The organism is Cupriavidus sp. 09_S30 (assembly GCF_056930435.1).
The window spans coordinates 796,225-811,025 of the sequence record NZ_JBXOWI010000002.1 but is presented as its reverse complement, the minus strand read 5'-3'; the positions used below and the strand labels follow the sequence as shown (position 1 = coordinate 811,025).

13 protein-coding genes are annotated in these 14,801 nt (G+C 68.2%); 6 read left to right on the top strand and 7 right to left on the bottom strand.

Going from position 1 to position 14,801, the window contains the following annotated elements; genetic code table 11:
* Window positions 1-39 precede the first annotated feature (39 nt).
* Genes AC1Z3O_RS23805 through AC1Z3O_RS23790 form a run of 4 tightly spaced genes read left to right on the top strand, consistent with a single transcriptional unit; the run spans window position 40 to window position 3,067 of the window.
* The gene (locus AC1Z3O_RS23805) at window positions 40-1,212 is read left to right on the top strand and encodes an L-rhamnonate dehydratase (RefSeq protein ID WP_483518329.1); all 1,173 of its coding nucleotides are present in this window, start codon (window positions 40-42) and stop codon (window positions 1,210-1,212) included.
* Between the two features lie 8 nt (window positions 1,213-1,220).
* Window positions 1,221-2,150, top strand: a complete 930-nt coding sequence (locus tag AC1Z3O_RS23800) for a dihydrodipicolinate synthase family protein (RefSeq protein WP_483518328.1) — start codon at window positions 1,221-1,223, stop codon at window positions 2,148-2,150.
* A gap of 44 nt (window positions 2,151-2,194) precedes the next feature.
* Window positions 2,195-2,476, top strand: coding sequence for a hypothetical protein (locus AC1Z3O_RS23795; RefSeq protein WP_483518327.1), 282 nt, complete (start codon window positions 2,195-2,197; stop codon window positions 2,474-2,476).
* Window positions 2,477-2,530: 54 nt separating this feature from the next.
* On the top strand, window positions 2,531-3,067 hold the full coding sequence (locus tag AC1Z3O_RS23790; RefSeq protein WP_483518326.1) for a GNAT family N-acetyltransferase: 537 nt from the start codon (window positions 2,531-2,533) through the stop codon (window positions 3,065-3,067).
* Between the two features lie 238 nt (window positions 3,068-3,305).
* Here AC1Z3O_RS23790 and AC1Z3O_RS23785 read toward each other — a convergent pair whose 3' ends face one another.
* From AC1Z3O_RS23785 to AC1Z3O_RS23770, 4 genes are all read right to left on the bottom strand, one after another.
* Complete coding sequence (locus AC1Z3O_RS23785; RefSeq protein ID WP_483518325.1) at window positions 3,306-6,425, bottom strand: efflux RND transporter permease subunit; 3,120 nt, start codon at window positions 6,423-6,425, stop codon at window positions 3,306-3,308.
* 6 nt (window positions 6,426-6,431) lie between these two features.
* Window positions 6,432-7,592 (bottom strand): efflux RND transporter periplasmic adaptor subunit, encoded by a 1,161-nt coding sequence (locus AC1Z3O_RS23780; RefSeq protein WP_483518324.1) that lies wholly within the window; start codon window positions 7,590-7,592, stop codon window positions 6,432-6,434.
* 2 nt (window positions 7,593-7,594) lie between these two features.
* On the bottom strand, window positions 7,595-8,908 hold the full coding sequence (locus tag AC1Z3O_RS23775; RefSeq protein WP_483518323.1) for a TolC family protein: 1,314 nt from the start codon (window positions 8,906-8,908) through the stop codon (window positions 7,595-7,597).
* Window positions 8,909-9,109: 201 nt separating this feature from the next.
* Window positions 9,110-9,703, bottom strand: coding sequence for a cobalt-zinc-cadmium resistance protein (locus AC1Z3O_RS23770; RefSeq protein ID WP_483518322.1), 594 nt, complete (start codon window positions 9,701-9,703; stop codon window positions 9,110-9,112).
* A gap of 226 nt (window positions 9,704-9,929) precedes the next feature.
* On the opposite strand from AC1Z3O_RS23770, the gene AC1Z3O_RS23765 reads away from it, so the two are divergent.
* Entirely contained in the window at window positions 9,930-10,157 is a 228-nt protein-coding gene (locus AC1Z3O_RS23765) for a hypothetical protein (RefSeq protein WP_483518321.1), read from the top strand.
* 269 nt (window positions 10,158-10,426) lie between these two features.
* Here AC1Z3O_RS23765 and AC1Z3O_RS23760 read toward each other — a convergent pair whose 3' ends face one another.
* On the bottom strand, window positions 10,427-11,428 hold the full coding sequence (locus AC1Z3O_RS23760; RefSeq protein WP_483518320.1) for a Bug family tripartite tricarboxylate transporter substrate binding protein: 1,002 nt from the start codon (window positions 11,426-11,428) through the stop codon (window positions 10,427-10,429).
* A 52-nt stretch (window positions 11,429-11,480) separates the two neighbouring features.
* On the bottom strand, window positions 11,481-12,641 hold the full coding sequence (locus AC1Z3O_RS23755) for a M20 family metallopeptidase (RefSeq protein WP_483518319.1): 1,161 nt from the start codon (window positions 12,639-12,641) through the stop codon (window positions 11,481-11,483).
* Window positions 12,642-12,878: 237 nt separating this feature from the next.
* Between AC1Z3O_RS23755 and AC1Z3O_RS23750 the strand changes: the two genes are divergently transcribed.
* Complete coding sequence (locus tag AC1Z3O_RS23750; RefSeq protein WP_483518318.1) at window positions 12,879-13,784, top strand: MurR/RpiR family transcriptional regulator; 906 nt, start codon at window positions 12,879-12,881, stop codon at window positions 13,782-13,784.
* A gap of 39 nt (window positions 13,785-13,823) precedes the next feature.
* Here AC1Z3O_RS23750 and AC1Z3O_RS23745 read toward each other — a convergent pair whose 3' ends face one another.
* Window positions 13,824-14,747: a LysR family transcriptional regulator gene (locus tag AC1Z3O_RS23745; protein ID WP_483521946.1), complete on the bottom strand. Its 924-nt coding sequence runs from the start codon at window positions 14,745-14,747 to the stop codon at window positions 13,824-13,826.
* Window positions 14,748-14,801: the final 54 nt, after the last annotated feature.

The window sequence follows — 14,801 nt, the reverse complement described above, 5'->3', positions numbered from 1 at the left end:
CCACCGAGCCACCGACACTCTCCACCAGCCGAGACTTCCATGAAAATCCGCTCCGTCCGCGCCCGCGTTTTCCAATGGAAAGGCAAGACCGTGCCACCGCAGGCCAATTTCTGCACCAACGCCATGGACCTGCTCTATGCCCCGCAGGAAACCATGCACACCTTCCGCTTCCACGCCTGGACCGTGGTCGAGATCGAGACTGACACCGGCATCGTGGGCCTGGGCAACGTGGCGCTGGCGCCTGCCATCGCCAAGGCCATCATCGACCAGTACCTGGCGCCGCTGGTGATCGGCCAGGACCCGTGGGACTACGAGTACCTGTGGCAGCGCATGTACCGCAGCACGCTTGCCTGGGGCCGCAAGGGCGTGGGCATGGCCGCCATCTCCGCGGTCGACATCGCTATCTGGGACATCCTCGGCAAGGCCGTGGGCAAGCCGGTGTTCAAGCTGCTGGGCGGGCGCACCAAGGAGAAGATCCCCTGCTACTACTCCAAGCTCTACCGCACCGACCTCGACGCCATGCAGCGCGAGGCACAGACCTGGCTGGACCAAGGCTTCACCGCATTCAAGATGCGTTTCGGCTACGGGCCTGCGCACCTGCAGCGCGGCGTGGTGGAGAACCTGAAGTCGGTCGAGGCGATACGCGAGGTGATCGGCTACGACAATGACCTGATGCTCGAGTGCTACATGGGCTGGAACCTGGAGTACGCCAAACGCATCCTGCCCAAGCTGGAACGTTTCCAGCCCCGCTGGCTGGAAGAACCGGTGATCGCCGACGATATCGACGGCTACGCCGAGCTGAACCGCCTGGGCTCCATCCCCATCTCCGGCGGCGAGCACGAGTTCGGCCTGCACAGCATCAAGCAGCTGCTGGACCGTCGCGCCGTCAGCGTGGTGCAGTACGACACCAACCGGGTCGGCGGAATCACCGCCGCACACAAGATCAATGCCTTGTGCGAGGCGTACTCGGTGCCGGCCATTCCCCATGCCGGCCAGATGCACAACTACCACCTCACGATGAGCTCGACCGCCGCGCCGATGAGTGAGTACTTCCCGGTCTTCGACGTGGAGATCGGCAACGAGCTCTTCTACTACATCTTCGACGGAGAACCCGTCGCGGACAACGGCTTCCTGCAACTAGGCGACGACGTGCCGGGCCTGGGCCTGACGCTCAAGACCGAGTACCTCGACCAGTTCGACATCATCGAGTGAGACCGCGCATGGCCACCCGCTCTCAGCCACGCTACCGGGGCATCTTTCCGGTGGCGCCCACCACCTTCACTGAAGACGGCGCGCTCGATCTCGACAGCCAGCGGCGCTGCCTGGACTTCATGATCGACTCTGGCGTGGACGGCATCTGCATCCTCGCCAACTTCTCGGAGCAGTTCCTGCTCGCCGACGCGGAGCGGGAGCTCTTGACCCGCATCGCTCTGGAGCACGTGGCCGGCCGCGTGCCGGTCATCGTCACCACTAGCCACGCCAGCACGCGCGTGTGCGCCGAACGCAGCCGCCGCGCGCAGGACATGGGCGCGGCCATGGTGATGGTGATGCCGCCCTACCACGGTGCCACCTTCCGCGTGCCGGAGGCGGAGATCTTCGCCTTCTTCGCCCGGCTGTCGGATGCGCTCTCGATCCCCATCATGATCCAGGACGCGCCGGCCAGCGGCACGGCACTGTCCGCGCCCTTGCTGGCCAGCATGGCCCAGCAGATCGAGCAGGTCGCCTACTTCAAGATCGAGACCGCCGGCGCCGCGGGCAAGCTGCGCGAAATGATTCGCCTCGGCGGCGAAGCGGTTGAAGGGCCGTGGGACGGCGAGGAGGCGATCACCCTGCTGGCTGACCTGGACGCTGGCGCCACCGGTGCCATGACCGGCGGCGCCTACGCTGACGGCATCCGGCCGATCATCGAGGCTCACCGCCGCGGCGACCGGGAGCTGGCCTTCGCCCACTACCAGCGCTGGCTTCCGCTGATCAACTACGAGAACCGGCAGGCCGGCTTTCTGGCAGCCAAAGCGCTGATGCAGGCAGGCGGGGTGATTGCCTGCGAGGCCGGGCGGCATCCGTGGCCGCCGCTGCATCCGGCGATACGCGCGGGGCTGCTGGAGACCGCGCGCCGGCTGGATCCGCTGGTGCTGCGCTGGGGCAAGTAGGGGAAGCGCGGCAAGCAGGCCATCGCCGCTCTTCAGGAGAGCCTTTGTCGCTGATCGACCCATCTTTCGCACGGGAAATCATGCTGGCCGCGCTTTCGCGTGGCGATATTCGCTTTAGCCACGCGGACGGTGAGGACTCGGTCGCGATTGTCTACCGCTATTTGAGCACGCATGCGGGTTGCTACCGTCGGATCACAGAAGCAACTCATTCCGAACGGTTTGCGGTGGCGCAGCAAGGGCGAGGTGCCTCCCCGCAGGCCTGCCTGAAAATTCACATGCCGACGCACCCCCTCGGGCCGGCATCCGCGCCGCCGGAGTCTGGTTAGTGCGGCGCAGTACGCAGTAGAATGCCGCGATGCTCCGATCGACGAGATGCTGCGATGAGAATTAAATCCCCGCCCGGCGCCGGCTATCCGGGCCTGTCACTCCGGCAACTGGAGCGCGCCGATCTGGGTGCGTGGCATGCGTACCTGTCGAACCCGGACGTCGTCCGACACACGAGCTGGAACCTTGCGTCCGCGCAGGATCTGCTGCCGCTGTTCGACGGCTTCGAAGCGGCGGCGGACGATTCGATCCGGCGGCTCGCGATCGTCGACGATGCCGACGGCGTGCTCGTCGGCACGATAGGGTTTCACACCGTTTCCTGCATCAACCGCTCCGCGGAAATCGCGTATGACCTCGCGCCGTCTCATTGGGGGCGCGGCGTCGCGAGCGCGGTCTGCGCCGCCGTCACGGATTGGGCGTTCGCAGAATATGGATTCGTGCGTATCCAGGGCGTCGTGCTCGACACCAACGTCGCCTCGACCCGCGTTCTGCAGAAATCCCGCTATCGATACGAAGGGCTTCTCCGCGCGTATCGGATGATCCGCGGCACGCCCGGCAATTTTCAGATGTACGCGCGGTTGCCGAGCGATTGACGTCTGTCGCGATCGCCGCCATCGTCGATCCCAGGCTGTCGAGCAAATCGCCGTGATGGCGCTTGAGCTGGCCGTAGATGTTTTCGTTCCGGTGCAGGCGACTCGTCAGTCCTTTGGCGACCACCCGCGCGCGCATCGTATCGCCCATTTTCGTTTCCCGCGCCGTTCCCGCAGACAAAGCCCGCAGACCAAAGCAAAGACGCCGCAAACGCGGCGTCTTTGCTGGCGGGCTGCCCCGCTACACCGGCCCACCCCGCGCCGGATCCTCCTTCTTGTCGTCAAACCAGCGGTACAGCACCGGCACCATCACCAGCGTCAGCAGCGTCGATGTGATCAGCCCGCCGATCACCACCACCGCCAGCGGGCGCTGCACCTCGGAGCCCGGCCCGTTCGAGAACAGGAAGGGCACCAGGCCCAGCATGGCGATGGTGGCGGTCATCATCACCGGGCGGAAGCGCTGGGTTGCGCCCATCGTCACGGCCTCGGACAGGGGCACGCCGGCATCGCGCTGGCTGCGGATGTAGGACACCAGCACCACGCCGTTGAGCACTGCCATGCCCCACAGCGCGATAAAGCCCACCGAGGCCGGCACCGACAGGTATTCGCCGGTGACGAACAGGCCGATCACGCCGCCGATCGAGGCGAAGGGCAGCACGGTGATGATCAGCGTGGCCAGGCGCAGTGAGTTGAACAGCAGGAACAGCAGGAAGAAGATCGCCGCGATGGTGACCGGCACGATGATCTTCAGGTGGCCCATGGCCCGCTCCAGGTTCTGGAACTGCCCGCCCCACTCCAGGTAGTAGCCCTCCGGCAGCTTGACCTTGGTGGCGGCGGCCTGTTGCAGCTCGGCGACGAAGCCGCCCAGGTCGCGGTCCTTGACGTTGATCATTACCACTACGCGGCGCTTGGCCATCTCGCGGCTGATCTGGGCCGGGCCGTCGTTGACCTCGATGCGGGCCACGCTCTGCAGCGGTACCTGCACGCCGTCCGGCGCCGTCACCAGCAACTGGCGGATGGTCTGCACATTGTCGCGGAAGGCTTCGGGCAGGCGCACCGCGGCGCTGAAGCGGCGCTCGCCCTCGAAGATGTCGGTGGCGCGCTTGCCGCCGATAGCGATCTCGATGAGGTCGTGGATGTCGGAGACATTGAGGCCGTAGCGCGCGATCGCCTGGCGGTCGATTTCGATCGACAGGTACTGCTGCCCGGTCACGCGCTCGATGCGGATGTCCTGCGAGCCCTTGATGCCGCCCGCCACCCGCGCGATCTCGCCGGCCAGTTCGCGCAGCTTGCCGAGGTCGTCGCCGAACACCTTGACGGCGACGTCGGAGCGCACGCCGCTGACCATCTCGTCGACTCTGTCGGAGATGGGCTGGGCCATCACGATCTGCACGCCGGGGATGGCCTTCAGCTTGTCGCGGATAGCGTTGGCGATATCGTCCTGGGTCCAGCCGTCGGGCCACTCGTCGCGGTCCTTGAGGCTGGCGATCGGGGTAGACTCGTTCTGGCCCTGCGGGTCGGCCGGGCTCTCGCCGCGGCCCACGCCGGACACCACCGACTTGACGCCGGGCACCGACAGCACCAGCCTGTTGGCCTCCTTCTCCAGCTTGATCGATTCTTCCAGCGAGATATTGGGCACGCGGTCCAGCGCCGGCACGATCGAACCCTCCTTCATCTCGGGGATGAAGGAGCTGCCCAGCAGCGGCACCACCGCGATCGCCGCGACGAAGGCGCCGACCGCGCACATCACCGTCTTGCGGCTGTTGGCCAGCGCCCAGTGCAGCAGGCGCAGGTAATGGCGCTTGAGGAAGGCGATCACGCGCGTGTCGTGCTCCGCCCCGCCCTTGAGCAGGTAGGCGGACAGCACCGGCGACAGCGTCAGCGAGAGGAACAGCGAAATCGCCAGTGCGATCGAGATGGTGAACGCCAGCGGCGCGAACATCTTGCCTTCCATGCCGCTCAGCGTCATCAGCGGCAGGAACACCAGGATGATGATGCCCACACCTACGATCACCGGCGTGGCCACCTCGCCCACCGCCTTGACCAGGATCTCGGTCTTGCTGAGGCCCAGCTTGTCGCGGTGGCCGAGCCGCTCGAAGGCGTTCTCCACCACCACCACCGAGCCGTCCACCATCAGGCCGATGGCGATGGCGAGCCCGCCCAGCGACATCAGGTTGGCCGACAGCCCCACCTGGTTCATGACCACGAAGGTCAGCAAGGGCGTCAGCACCAGCGTGGCCAGCACGATGATGGAGGAGCGCACGTCGCCCAGGAACAGGAACAGCACGATCACGACCAGCACCACCCCTTCGAGCAGCACCTTGGTCACCGTCCACAGCGCGGCGTCCACCAGTTCGCTGCGGTCGTAGTAAGGCACGATCTGCAGCTTGCCGGGCAGCATGCCGCGCGCATTGATCTCCGCCACGCGTTCCTTGACGCGGCTCACCACTTCCTTGGCGTTGCCGCCGCGCATCATCATCACGATGCCGCCAACGGCCTCGGTCTGGCCGTTCTTGATCAGCGCGCCCTGGCGCACCTCATGGCCGATCCTGACCTCGGCCACGTCGCGCAGGTAGACCGGCGTGCCGTCGATTTCCTTGAGCACGATGCTGCCGATATCGTCCAGGCTGCGCACCAGGCCCACGCCGCGGATCAGGTATTGCTCGGCATAGTGCGGCAGTACGCCGCCGCCCGAGTTGGCGTTGTTGCGCGCCAGCGCCTCATAGACCTGCTGGATCGAGACCTGGTAGTGGCGCATGCGGTCAGGGTTGACCAGCGCCTGGTACTGCCTGACGTAGCCGCCCTGCGAGTTGATCTCGGCCACACCGGGAATCGAGCGCAGCAGCGGGCGAACCACCCAGTCCTGGGCGACGCGGCGCTCGGCCAGCTCGTCCTGCGTCAGCTCGCGCGCGCCGTCGTCGGGGTGGTCCAACGTGTATTGGTAGACCTCGCCCAGGCCGGTGGAGACCGGGCCGAGCACCGGGCTCACGCCCTCCGGCATGCGCCCTCCGACCTCGATCAGCCGCTCCATCACCAGTTGCCGGGCGAAGTAGACGTCGGTCGCGTCGGTGAAGACGAGCGTGATCAGCGACAGCCCGGGCTTGTTCAGCGAGCGCATCTCCTCCAGGCCGGGCAGGCCGGTCATGGCCATTTCCACCGGCACGGTGACGAAGCGCTCCACTTCCTCGGGCGAGCGGCCCACCGCCTCGGTGGCGATCTGCACCTGCACGTTGGTCACGTCGGGGAAGGCGTCCACCGACAGCTTGGTCGCGGCGTTCAGGCCGAAGAAGAACAGCACTGCGGCGATCACGCACACCACCAGCCGCTGCTTGATGGCGGCTTGTACTAGGGATTGGATCATGGCGGCTTACCCCTGCTCGAGGCGCTTGCGCTCGTTGTCGAGGTGGAAGGCGCCGTCCACCACGATGCGCTCGCCCGCCTTGACTCCGCCCTGCACCACGCGCATGCCGTCGCTCTCGGCGCCGAGCTTGAGCTTGGTCAGCCGGTACTGGCCGCCGGGCTGCTCCACGTAGACCAGCTCGTCGCCGCCGTCGCGCACGATGGCCGACTCCGGCACCACGAGCTGCTCGACCGGCTTGCTGGCGATCAGCATGCTCGCCAGCATGGCGGGCTTGAGCCGCCCTTCCTTGTTCTCCAGCTCGGTGCGCACCAGCACCGTGCGGGATTGCGGATTGACCACGCGGCCCACATAGATCAGCTTGCCGGTGATGCGGTTGCGCCCCGCACCATTGGCCAGCGACGGCACCTCGATGTCCACGCTCTGGCCCTCGGCCACCAGCGCGGCCTGCTGCTCGGGCACCTCCGCCACCACCCAGACGCGCGACAGGTCGGCCACGGTATAGAGCGCGTCGGCCGGCTGCACCACCTGGCCCTGCGCCACATTGCGCTCCACCACGGTGCCGCTGATACTGGAGAACACCGGCGAATAGGAATCGATGCTGCCGCTCTTGGCCAGCGCGGCGATGGCCGTGGGCGACATGCCGAGCACGCGCAACTGGTCACGGTAAGCGCGCATCTCGGCCGAGGCGATGGCGTACTCGCTCTCGCGCCGCTGCAGCTCGCCGCGGCCGATCACATCGGCGGCGAAGAGCTGGCGCGCGCGCTCGGCATTGCGCGCCTGCAGCTCGGTCTGGGCCTCGGCCTTCAGGAATGCCATCTGGGCCGCGCCCAGCTCGCTGCTGTGCAGGCGCGCGAGCACCTGGCCGGCCTTCACTTCCTGGCCCAGCATGGCGTAGAGATCGGTCACGCGGCCGGTCACGCTGGCGCCGATGCGCGCCATGTGCTGCTCATCGAAGTCGATGCGTCCGGCCACGCGCAGCATCTCGCTGAAGGCGCTGGTGGCCACCGGCGCCACCTTCAGCGCCTGCTGCAGCGTGCCTTCTGGCTTGACGATGCCTGGCGGCAGCTTGGGGGGTTCCGCCACCGGGGCGGGCTCGTCGGAGCAGCCGGCGAGCAGGGCGAATGCCGCGGCGCAGGCCAGCAGCGAAAGGGAGAAATTGGGGCGCATGGTCAATTCGGTTCCGTAGGGGCGGTCGTCGACGGCACCGTCGACAGCAGTTTCTCGATCTGGATGGCGGCGAGCTGCAGCTCGAACTGGGCGGTGATCAGCTCGCCGCGGGCGCCGCGCAGCACGCGCTGCGCGTCGATGTAGTCGAGGATGCCGCGCTCGCCGAAGCGGTAGGCGGACTCGGCCACGGCCAGCGCCGCCTCGGCCTCGCGCACGATGCCGGACTCCAGCGCCGTGGCCTGCGCCTGGGCGATCTCCATCTGGCGGTAGGCGGTCTCCAGCTCCTGGCCCAGCTCGAACTCGCGCGCCTCCAGCGTGCTGCGCGCCTGGGCGGCCTGTGCCACGGCCTCGTTGACGGGGCCGCTGCGGCGGTCCCACAGCGGGATGGTCAGCGTCAGGCCGATCTGGTTGACGGTGTTGTCGGGCTGCCGTTCGCTGCTGGCGCGTATTGCCACCTCGGGCAGCCGCAGCGAGCGCTGGTAGTCGACCGCCAGGCTGGCGCGCTCCAGCTCCATGCGCCGCTGGGTGAGTTCCGCGCTGTCGCTGCCGAGCCGGTCGCGCAGCTGCGCCAGCGGCGGCAGCGCGACCACCTCGCCCAGCGTGCCGCTGAGCGCGAAGCCGGCCGGCATGGCGCCGCCCACCTGCTGGCGCAACGCTGCGCGCGCCTGCTCCACGCGCAGTTGGGCGCCCTGCTTGGTCTTCTGCGCCGCCAGCAGCTCCGTCTCGGCCTTGATCAGCTCATAGCGAGGCGCCTCGCCCACGTCCACGCGCAGCCGCGCCCGGGCATGGATCTGGCGCATCATGTTGAGGTCCTCGCGCGCGGCGGCCAGCTCGCTCTCGCGGCGCAGGGTCTCGTAGAAGGCCTGCTTGACTCTTGCCGACAGGTCGGCGCGCCAGCCCTGCCGGCCCGCCTGGGTGGCATCGAGCTGGCGCCGGGCCATCTCTTCGCGCAGGCTGCGCTGCTGCGGATAGTCGAGCTTCTGCGTGATGGCATAGGTAGGCGCGCTGCCGCCAGTGACGCCGGACGTGCGCGGCGACAGGCGGCCGTACAGCACCTCCACCTGCGGGTTGGGGTAGGCACGGGCGCTGGCGATAGCGGCGCTGGCGGCGTCGACGCCGGCCTGCGCGGCGACCGCGCCCTGGTTGGTGGACTGCGCCAGCGACAGCAGCTGGGGCAGCGTGAACGTGGTGGCGTGCGCCGGAGCGGCGGCCCCTGGGGCGGAGGCCGGCGCGGCGGCAGCCGCCCCTCCGGCCGCGAGCGCCGGCGACGAGCCGAGCGCCAGCGACGCGGTCAAAACGAGCGTTGTGGTCTTCATGGACAGGGAATGCGGGCCGGACGGCCGCGCGCACGCCGCCCGCCGCGTAGCGCGGCGGCAAGCATGCATCCCGCCCCATGGGGCGGGCCGGGCCTCAGGCGCTCATGCGCTCAGGCCATCCGGCGAATTCAGCAAAGCGGGAATCGCGGGCACGCGCGTGGCACACGGATGTGCAGCGCGCACCAGGCGCCGGCAGGCGCCTCAGGCCAACAGGCCTCTGGGCGGTTTGAAGCAGGCCGCGGCCGGCGCGTCGGCGCAGGCGGGGCTGGAAAGCGGGGGAACGTCCAGCGCCAGGGACAGGCGCACCTGGGGAACGGCAAACAAGGCGCCGGACTCCTCGATCTCGTCCAGGAGATCGAGTGGATCAAGCAAGTCGGCTGCCCAGATATCGCAGTACCGTGGCGGCTCATCCTCCGCCTCGGGCTGCTCGCTGTCGGAGAAGATGTCCCCGGGCAGCGCCAGGTCGACCGCATCGGCCAGCGCCGCTGCGCGGTCCATGGTCCGGGCACCGCCATCGGATGCAATCAGGCTGGCGGTATGCGGCGCGGCTGTCTGACAGGTCCCGCCCGCGGCGTGCGCCGACACCGTCGTCCCGAGGGACAACAGGCAAAGGCAGACGGCGGTGAGCAGCAGGTAAAGGGCGCGCATGCGGACAGAAAGTGCAGAGAACGCTATCAGTTGCGTCTTGCTGCGGGACAACATTGTAATGGAATGCGAGGGATAGACCACAGGGAGCCCCGGGCGTTCCCTGCCGCACAGGGCGCGAAGCACCGGCGCCTTCGCGTGGAGTGGCATGCGCGACCCTCATCCCCCTGCGCCCGCCCCTGATCAGAGGCGCCCGCTACGGCACTTCCGCCCGGCGAAGGCCTGGCTCAGTGCGCCCCGGCTGTCATTCCGATTCTCGCAATGTTGCATTGCCACAAAACCATTGCCCATTGCCTAGGGAAAACCCCTATAATCGCGACACTTCTGAATGACATCAAGGCGTAACAGACATCTGCGTCCGATTTCGCCAAAGAAAATGATTAAAGCAGCACTCGCTTCCCTCGTCCTGATCGCCTCCCTCGGCACCCTGTCGACCGCGGCTTCCGCCAAGGACGCCTCCAGCCTGCGCGTCGATGCACCGCGGGCCAGCTCGTACGACGTCTTCGTCGACGGCGCGATCAAGCCGCGTGGACGACTGATGACCCACTGGGGCGACGAAAGCCACCGCTATCTCGCCGGCGGTGACGACCGCTTCCCGCACTGATCTCGCCGCAAGCTCTCACAGCAAGCTCGCCGAATGCGGCGAGCCATGCTTTCAGCCGCCGCGTCCTCGGAGGCGCCGGCAGCGCCCCTCGCCTCGCACCAGTGAGGAGGTAGCCTGGCCGGCCCACGGCTGCCCGCCCCGCTCGGGCCTTGCGCCCATCCCGCCGCTACGCTCCCTGCGCCAGCACGCTCCGGATCACATAGCCGGCGCAATCCTGCACGAACGGCCCGATCCCCCTGGCGCCGCACCGCGCGGCCGGCATCCCTTCGTCACTCAGCCGAGATCTTGGCGCGCTTGACCACCTCGCCATAGCGCTGAAGCCGCTCGGCCATCATTTTCTCGAACGCGGCAGGCGACATTTCCTCGGGTGGCACCACCCCGCGCGAGCGCAGCGCCGCCTGCATGGCGGGATCGCTCGCGGCCTGGCGCACCGCCTGGTAGAGCTTCTGCACCACCGGCTCCGGCGTGCCGGCGGGCGCGGCGATGCCGGTCCAGGAACTCAGGTTCAGCTGCGGATAGCCCAGTTCCGCCAGGGTGGGCACGTCGGGCAACTGCGGCAGGCGCTGCTCGGAGGCCACCGCCAAGGCCCGCACCTTACCGTCCTTGATATGCGGCAGCATGATCACCAGGTTGTCGAGGATGAACTGCACCTCGTTGCTCAGCACCGCCGTGATCAACTGCGAACCGCCGCGATAGGGGATATGGGTGGCGTAGATGCCCGTGGCGGCCTTGAGCATTTCCACGTTGAGCTGGCCCATGCTGCCGGCGCCGCCGCTGCCGTAGTCGAGCTTGCCGGGGTTCTTTTTCGCATAGGCGAGGAACTCGGCGAAGGTGCGCACCGGCAGGCTGGCGTGCACCACCAGCGCATTGGGCTGGCGTCCGAGGATGGCGATGTTCTCGAAGTCCTTGATCGGGTCATAGCCGATCTTGGGCTGCGTCAGCGGATTGGCCAGGTGGCTGCTCTGCGACGACACCACGAGCGTGTAGCCATCGGGCTTGCTGCGCGCCACCGCCTGCGTGGCGACCGAGCCGCCGGCGCCCGGCCGGTTGTCGACCACCACCGGCACGCCGAGGATGCGCGCCAGCGGGTCGGCGTACTGGCGCGCCATGATGTCGACCGAGCCGCCCGGCGGGAAAGGCACGACCAGCGTGATGGGCTTGGCCGGCCAGGCACCCTGCGCCTGCACGGCAGCCGGTGCGGCGATGGCGAGCGCTGCGGCGCTCAGGCCCAGGCGGAGGAAATGGCGGCGGGAGGAAAGCAGCTTCTGCATAGTAGGGAGAAGGAAAGAACCAGGAAACTTGGGGAAAGCCGGATCCTGCCGCTCAGCGCAGGCCGAGGATGGTCAGCGCCAGCGCCTGCGCCCGAGGCACGAAGGTCGACAGTTCGCAGTACTCGCGTTCGGTGTGCGGATGGCCGCCCACCGGGCCGGTGCCGCACAGCGTGGGCGTGCCGACCGAGGCCGTCAGGCCGCTGTCCGCCGCCCCGCCGGTGAACTCGCCGTCCACCGTGAAGCCGAGCCGTTCGGCATTGCCCTGGTAGAGCGCCAGCAGCGCATCCGGTGTGCGCGCCATCGGCATGGTGCGGCGCATGTCGGTGATGCGGCCGCGCGTGCGCGGGATGGTCTCTTCCTCGACGATGGCGCGGATGCGCTCGCTCAAGGCTTCGATGTCGGTCTCCGCGGTGAAGCGCACGTCAAGCTCCGCCTGCGCATGCGGCGCCACCATATTGGGCACGATGCCGCCCTGCACGCAGCCCACATTGGTGGTGATGCCCTGCTCCGCATCGGTCAGTGCATGCAGCGCGAGGATCTTGCGCGCCAGCGCCTCGATGGCGCTCGCGCCAGCCGCATGGTTGATGCCGGCATGCGCGGCCACGCCCTCCACCTCGAACGCCACCACCATCGAGCCCTTGCGGCCGGTGACGAGATTGCCGCTGACGCGGCCCGGCTCCGCGTTGAACACGGTGCGCGCGGCGCGCCCGACTTCCATGATGCGCTCGCGGGTGGCGCCCGAGCCGATCTCCTCGTCGCACGAGAAGAACAGACGCAGCGGTGGGGCCTGGCGGCCCATGCGCGCCAGCGCCTCGGCGACGAAGACGTTCATCACCAGGCCCGACTTCATGTCGGCCACGCCGGGGCCGTAGGCCCGCCCCGCCTCGACGCGGAACGGCCGGCGCGCCGCCGTGCCGGCCGGATACACGGTGTCCATATGTCCCATCAGCAGCACCGGCAGGCCTTGGCCCGAGCCGGGCACCGCGGCATCCAGGCAGACGCCGTAGCCGGGCACCGGATGGAAGGCGACGTCGATCCCGGCCTCTCGCAGATGCGCGCCCAGGACCTCGGCCACGGCCGTCACGCCGGCCTCCTGGCGGCTGCCGCTGTCGATATCGACAATGCGCTGCAGCAGCTCCTGCATGGCCTGCTGGCGGCCGGCCAGCCATGCAAGCATGGCTTCCGGTTCCTGGACGACTTCAGTTTCAAGCATGCGGCTTACGCTCCGTGCGGTGGAATTCGAGGCCCCGAAGAAGGGGGTCTTGGGGACGATCCGAATGCGATCCGAATGCGATCCGAATGCGATCCGAATGCGATCCGAATGCGATCCGAATGCGATCCGAATGCGATCCGAATGCGATCCGAATGCGATCCGGGCGCAATTCGGGTCCGATTCATATATTGCAAACGTGATACGATCATGCAATACGCATTGCAGAGTGTCAACACGATGACAACCCGTAAGCCGGCCGCCCCCGACAGCGCCACCCTGCTCGATCGCCTGGCACGCGAGGCCGCCACGCTGACGGCACGCGAGCGCGCGCTGGCCGATGCCCTCACTCGCGGCTACCCGCACGTGCTGCTCGAGTCAGCGACCGCGCTGGCCGCCCAGCACGGCACCAGCGCTTCCACCGTGGTGCGGCTGTTTGCCAAGCTGGGCTACGCCAGCTATGCTGACGCCCAGCGCGAGGCGCGCGCCAGCGTGACCGCCATGCTGCCCACCGCCGGCCAGCGCGCGCCCGCCACTATCGGCGCCCGGCGCACGCTGCGCGACTGCCTGGACGACGCGCTGCGCCACGACCAGCACAACCTGGCCGCCACGCACGAATCGCTCGATATCGCCGCCTTCGAAGCCGTCGCGCACTTGCTCGCCGGCGCCAAGGGTCGGGTCTTCGTGCTGGCGCAGAAGAACAGCGCGCCGGTGGGCGCCTGGTTGGCGCTGCACCTGAACATGTGCCGCCCCGATGTGCATGAACTCGGCGCGGGCGCGGTGACGCCCACCGACGGCGTGCTCTGGCTGCGCCCGGAAGACGTGCTGCTCGTCTTCAGCATCCGGCGCTACTCCCGCGCGCCGGTCAGCATCGCGCGCGTGTTCCGCGAACGCGGCGCCCGCGTGGTGGCCCTCTGCGACAGCCCGGCGGCACCGCTGGTGCCGCTGGCCGACCACCATCTGCTGGTGCGCACGGCAAATGCCTCGCCGTTCGACTCCTACACCGCCGCCTTCTTCCTGTGCAATGCATTGGTCTCGGCCGTGGCGCAGCTGCGCAAGCCGGCCACCATCGAAGCCTTGCAGCGCCGCGATGCGCTGTGGGAAGCGTTCGGCTCCGATCTGGCCGAGGGCACGCGCAAGGGCTGAGCGCCCTCAGTGCACCCTCAGTGCACCCTCAATGCACCCTCAGCGCGCCCTCGTCATCCACCGCGGCAGGTCCGCCACGATCTGCCGCAGCAGGCTGGCCGCGGCAGGCGACAGTGCCCTGCCCTGGCGCGACACCACCTGTACCTGCCCCTGGTACAACAGCGGATTGCTCATCGGCAGCGATACCAGCCGCTCGCCGCCATACGACGACCATTGCGCAATGCGCGTGCACAGCGCATAGCCCAGCCCACCGAAGACAAAGTGCCCGAGGGCACTGAACGAGGAGGTGGTGAGCAGCGAGGGCAGCCGCACGCCCTCGCTGATCTCCGCCGCCTCGATGTGCTGGCGCACGCCGAAGGTGCGGTGCAGCGTGGCGCCGGCGTAGGGCAGCAGGTCCTGCAGCCTGAGCGGGCCGCGCATCGTCGCCAACGGATGGGATTCGAGCACCTGCGTCTCGATCGGCTGTGAATGGACGTAGTGGGTACGCAGCCGCGTGTCGTTCGGCGGCTGGAACACCATGCCGATGTGGGCCGTGCCGTCGACGATGCGGCGCACGATGTCATCCGTGCTGGCCACGTCCAGGTCCACGGTGATGCCGGGGTGGGCCTGCATGAAGCTGCGCAGGCTATGCCGCATCAGCCATTCGACGAAGCCCTCGCCGGCCACGATGTCGATATGGCCCCGCGCCACTTTCTCGATGCTGTCCATCTCGGCCAGAAGCTGCTGCTTCTGCCCGTGCTGGCTGCGCACGTAGGCGGCCAGCAACTGGCCAGCCTCGGTGGCTACCACGCCGCGCCCGTGGCGCTCCAGCAAGGGCGTGCCGCAGTCCTTCTCCAGCACACCGATGGCCCGGCTGACCGCCGAGGGATCCATGTTCAGCACCTCGGCCGCACCGCGCACCGAGCCGCTTTCGAGCACCTGCATGAAGTAGCGCACGCGGCGCGTGTCCAGCCTGTCGTCCATCTCCAGCACGGCAGCCCCCTCGAGTGTTGCATTCAATGCAACAAGTTTCCCATA

Excerpts from the sequence above, each read along its gene's own strand:
- AC1Z3O_RS23780 (WP_483518324.1), bottom strand. The coding sequence starts at position 7,592 with ATGCGCCCCAATTTCTCCCTTTCGCTGCTGGCCTGCGCCGCGGCATTC.
- AC1Z3O_RS23750 (WP_483518318.1), top strand. The coding sequence starts at position 12,879 with ATGACAACCCGTAAGCCGGCCGCCCCCGACAGCGCCACCCTGCTCGAT.
- AC1Z3O_RS23755 (WP_483518319.1), bottom strand. The coding sequence starts at position 12,641 with ATGCTTGAAACTGAAGTCGTCCAGGAACCGGAAGCCATGCTTGCATGG.
- AC1Z3O_RS23770 (WP_483518322.1), bottom strand. The coding sequence starts at position 9,703 with ATGCCACTCCACGCGAAGGCGCCGGTGCTTCGCGCCCTGTGCGGCAGG.
- AC1Z3O_RS23805 (WP_483518329.1), top strand. The coding sequence starts at position 40 with ATGAAAATCCGCTCCGTCCGCGCCCGCGTTTTCCAATGGAAAGGCAAG.
- AC1Z3O_RS23775 (WP_483518323.1), bottom strand. The coding sequence starts at position 8,908 with ATGAAGACCACAACGCTCGTTTTGACCGCGTCGCTGGCGCTCGGCTCG.
- AC1Z3O_RS23760 (WP_483518320.1), bottom strand. The coding sequence starts at position 11,428 with ATGCAGAAGCTGCTTTCCTCCCGCCGCCATTTCCTCCGCCTGGGCCTG.
- AC1Z3O_RS23790 (WP_483518326.1), top strand. The coding sequence starts at position 2,531 with ATGAGAATTAAATCCCCGCCCGGCGCCGGCTATCCGGGCCTGTCACTC.
- AC1Z3O_RS23785 (WP_483518325.1), bottom strand. The coding sequence starts at position 6,425 with ATGATCCAATCCCTAGTACAAGCCGCCATCAAGCAGCGGCTGGTGGTG.
- AC1Z3O_RS23800 (WP_483518328.1), top strand. The coding sequence starts at position 1,221 with ATGGCCACCCGCTCTCAGCCACGCTACCGGGGCATCTTTCCGGTGGCG.
- AC1Z3O_RS23765 (WP_483518321.1), top strand. The coding sequence starts at position 9,930 with ATGATTAAAGCAGCACTCGCTTCCCTCGTCCTGATCGCCTCCCTCGGC.
- AC1Z3O_RS23745 (WP_483521946.1), bottom strand. The coding sequence starts at position 14,747 with ATGGACGACAGGCTGGACACGCGCCGCGTGCGCTACTTCATGCAGGTG.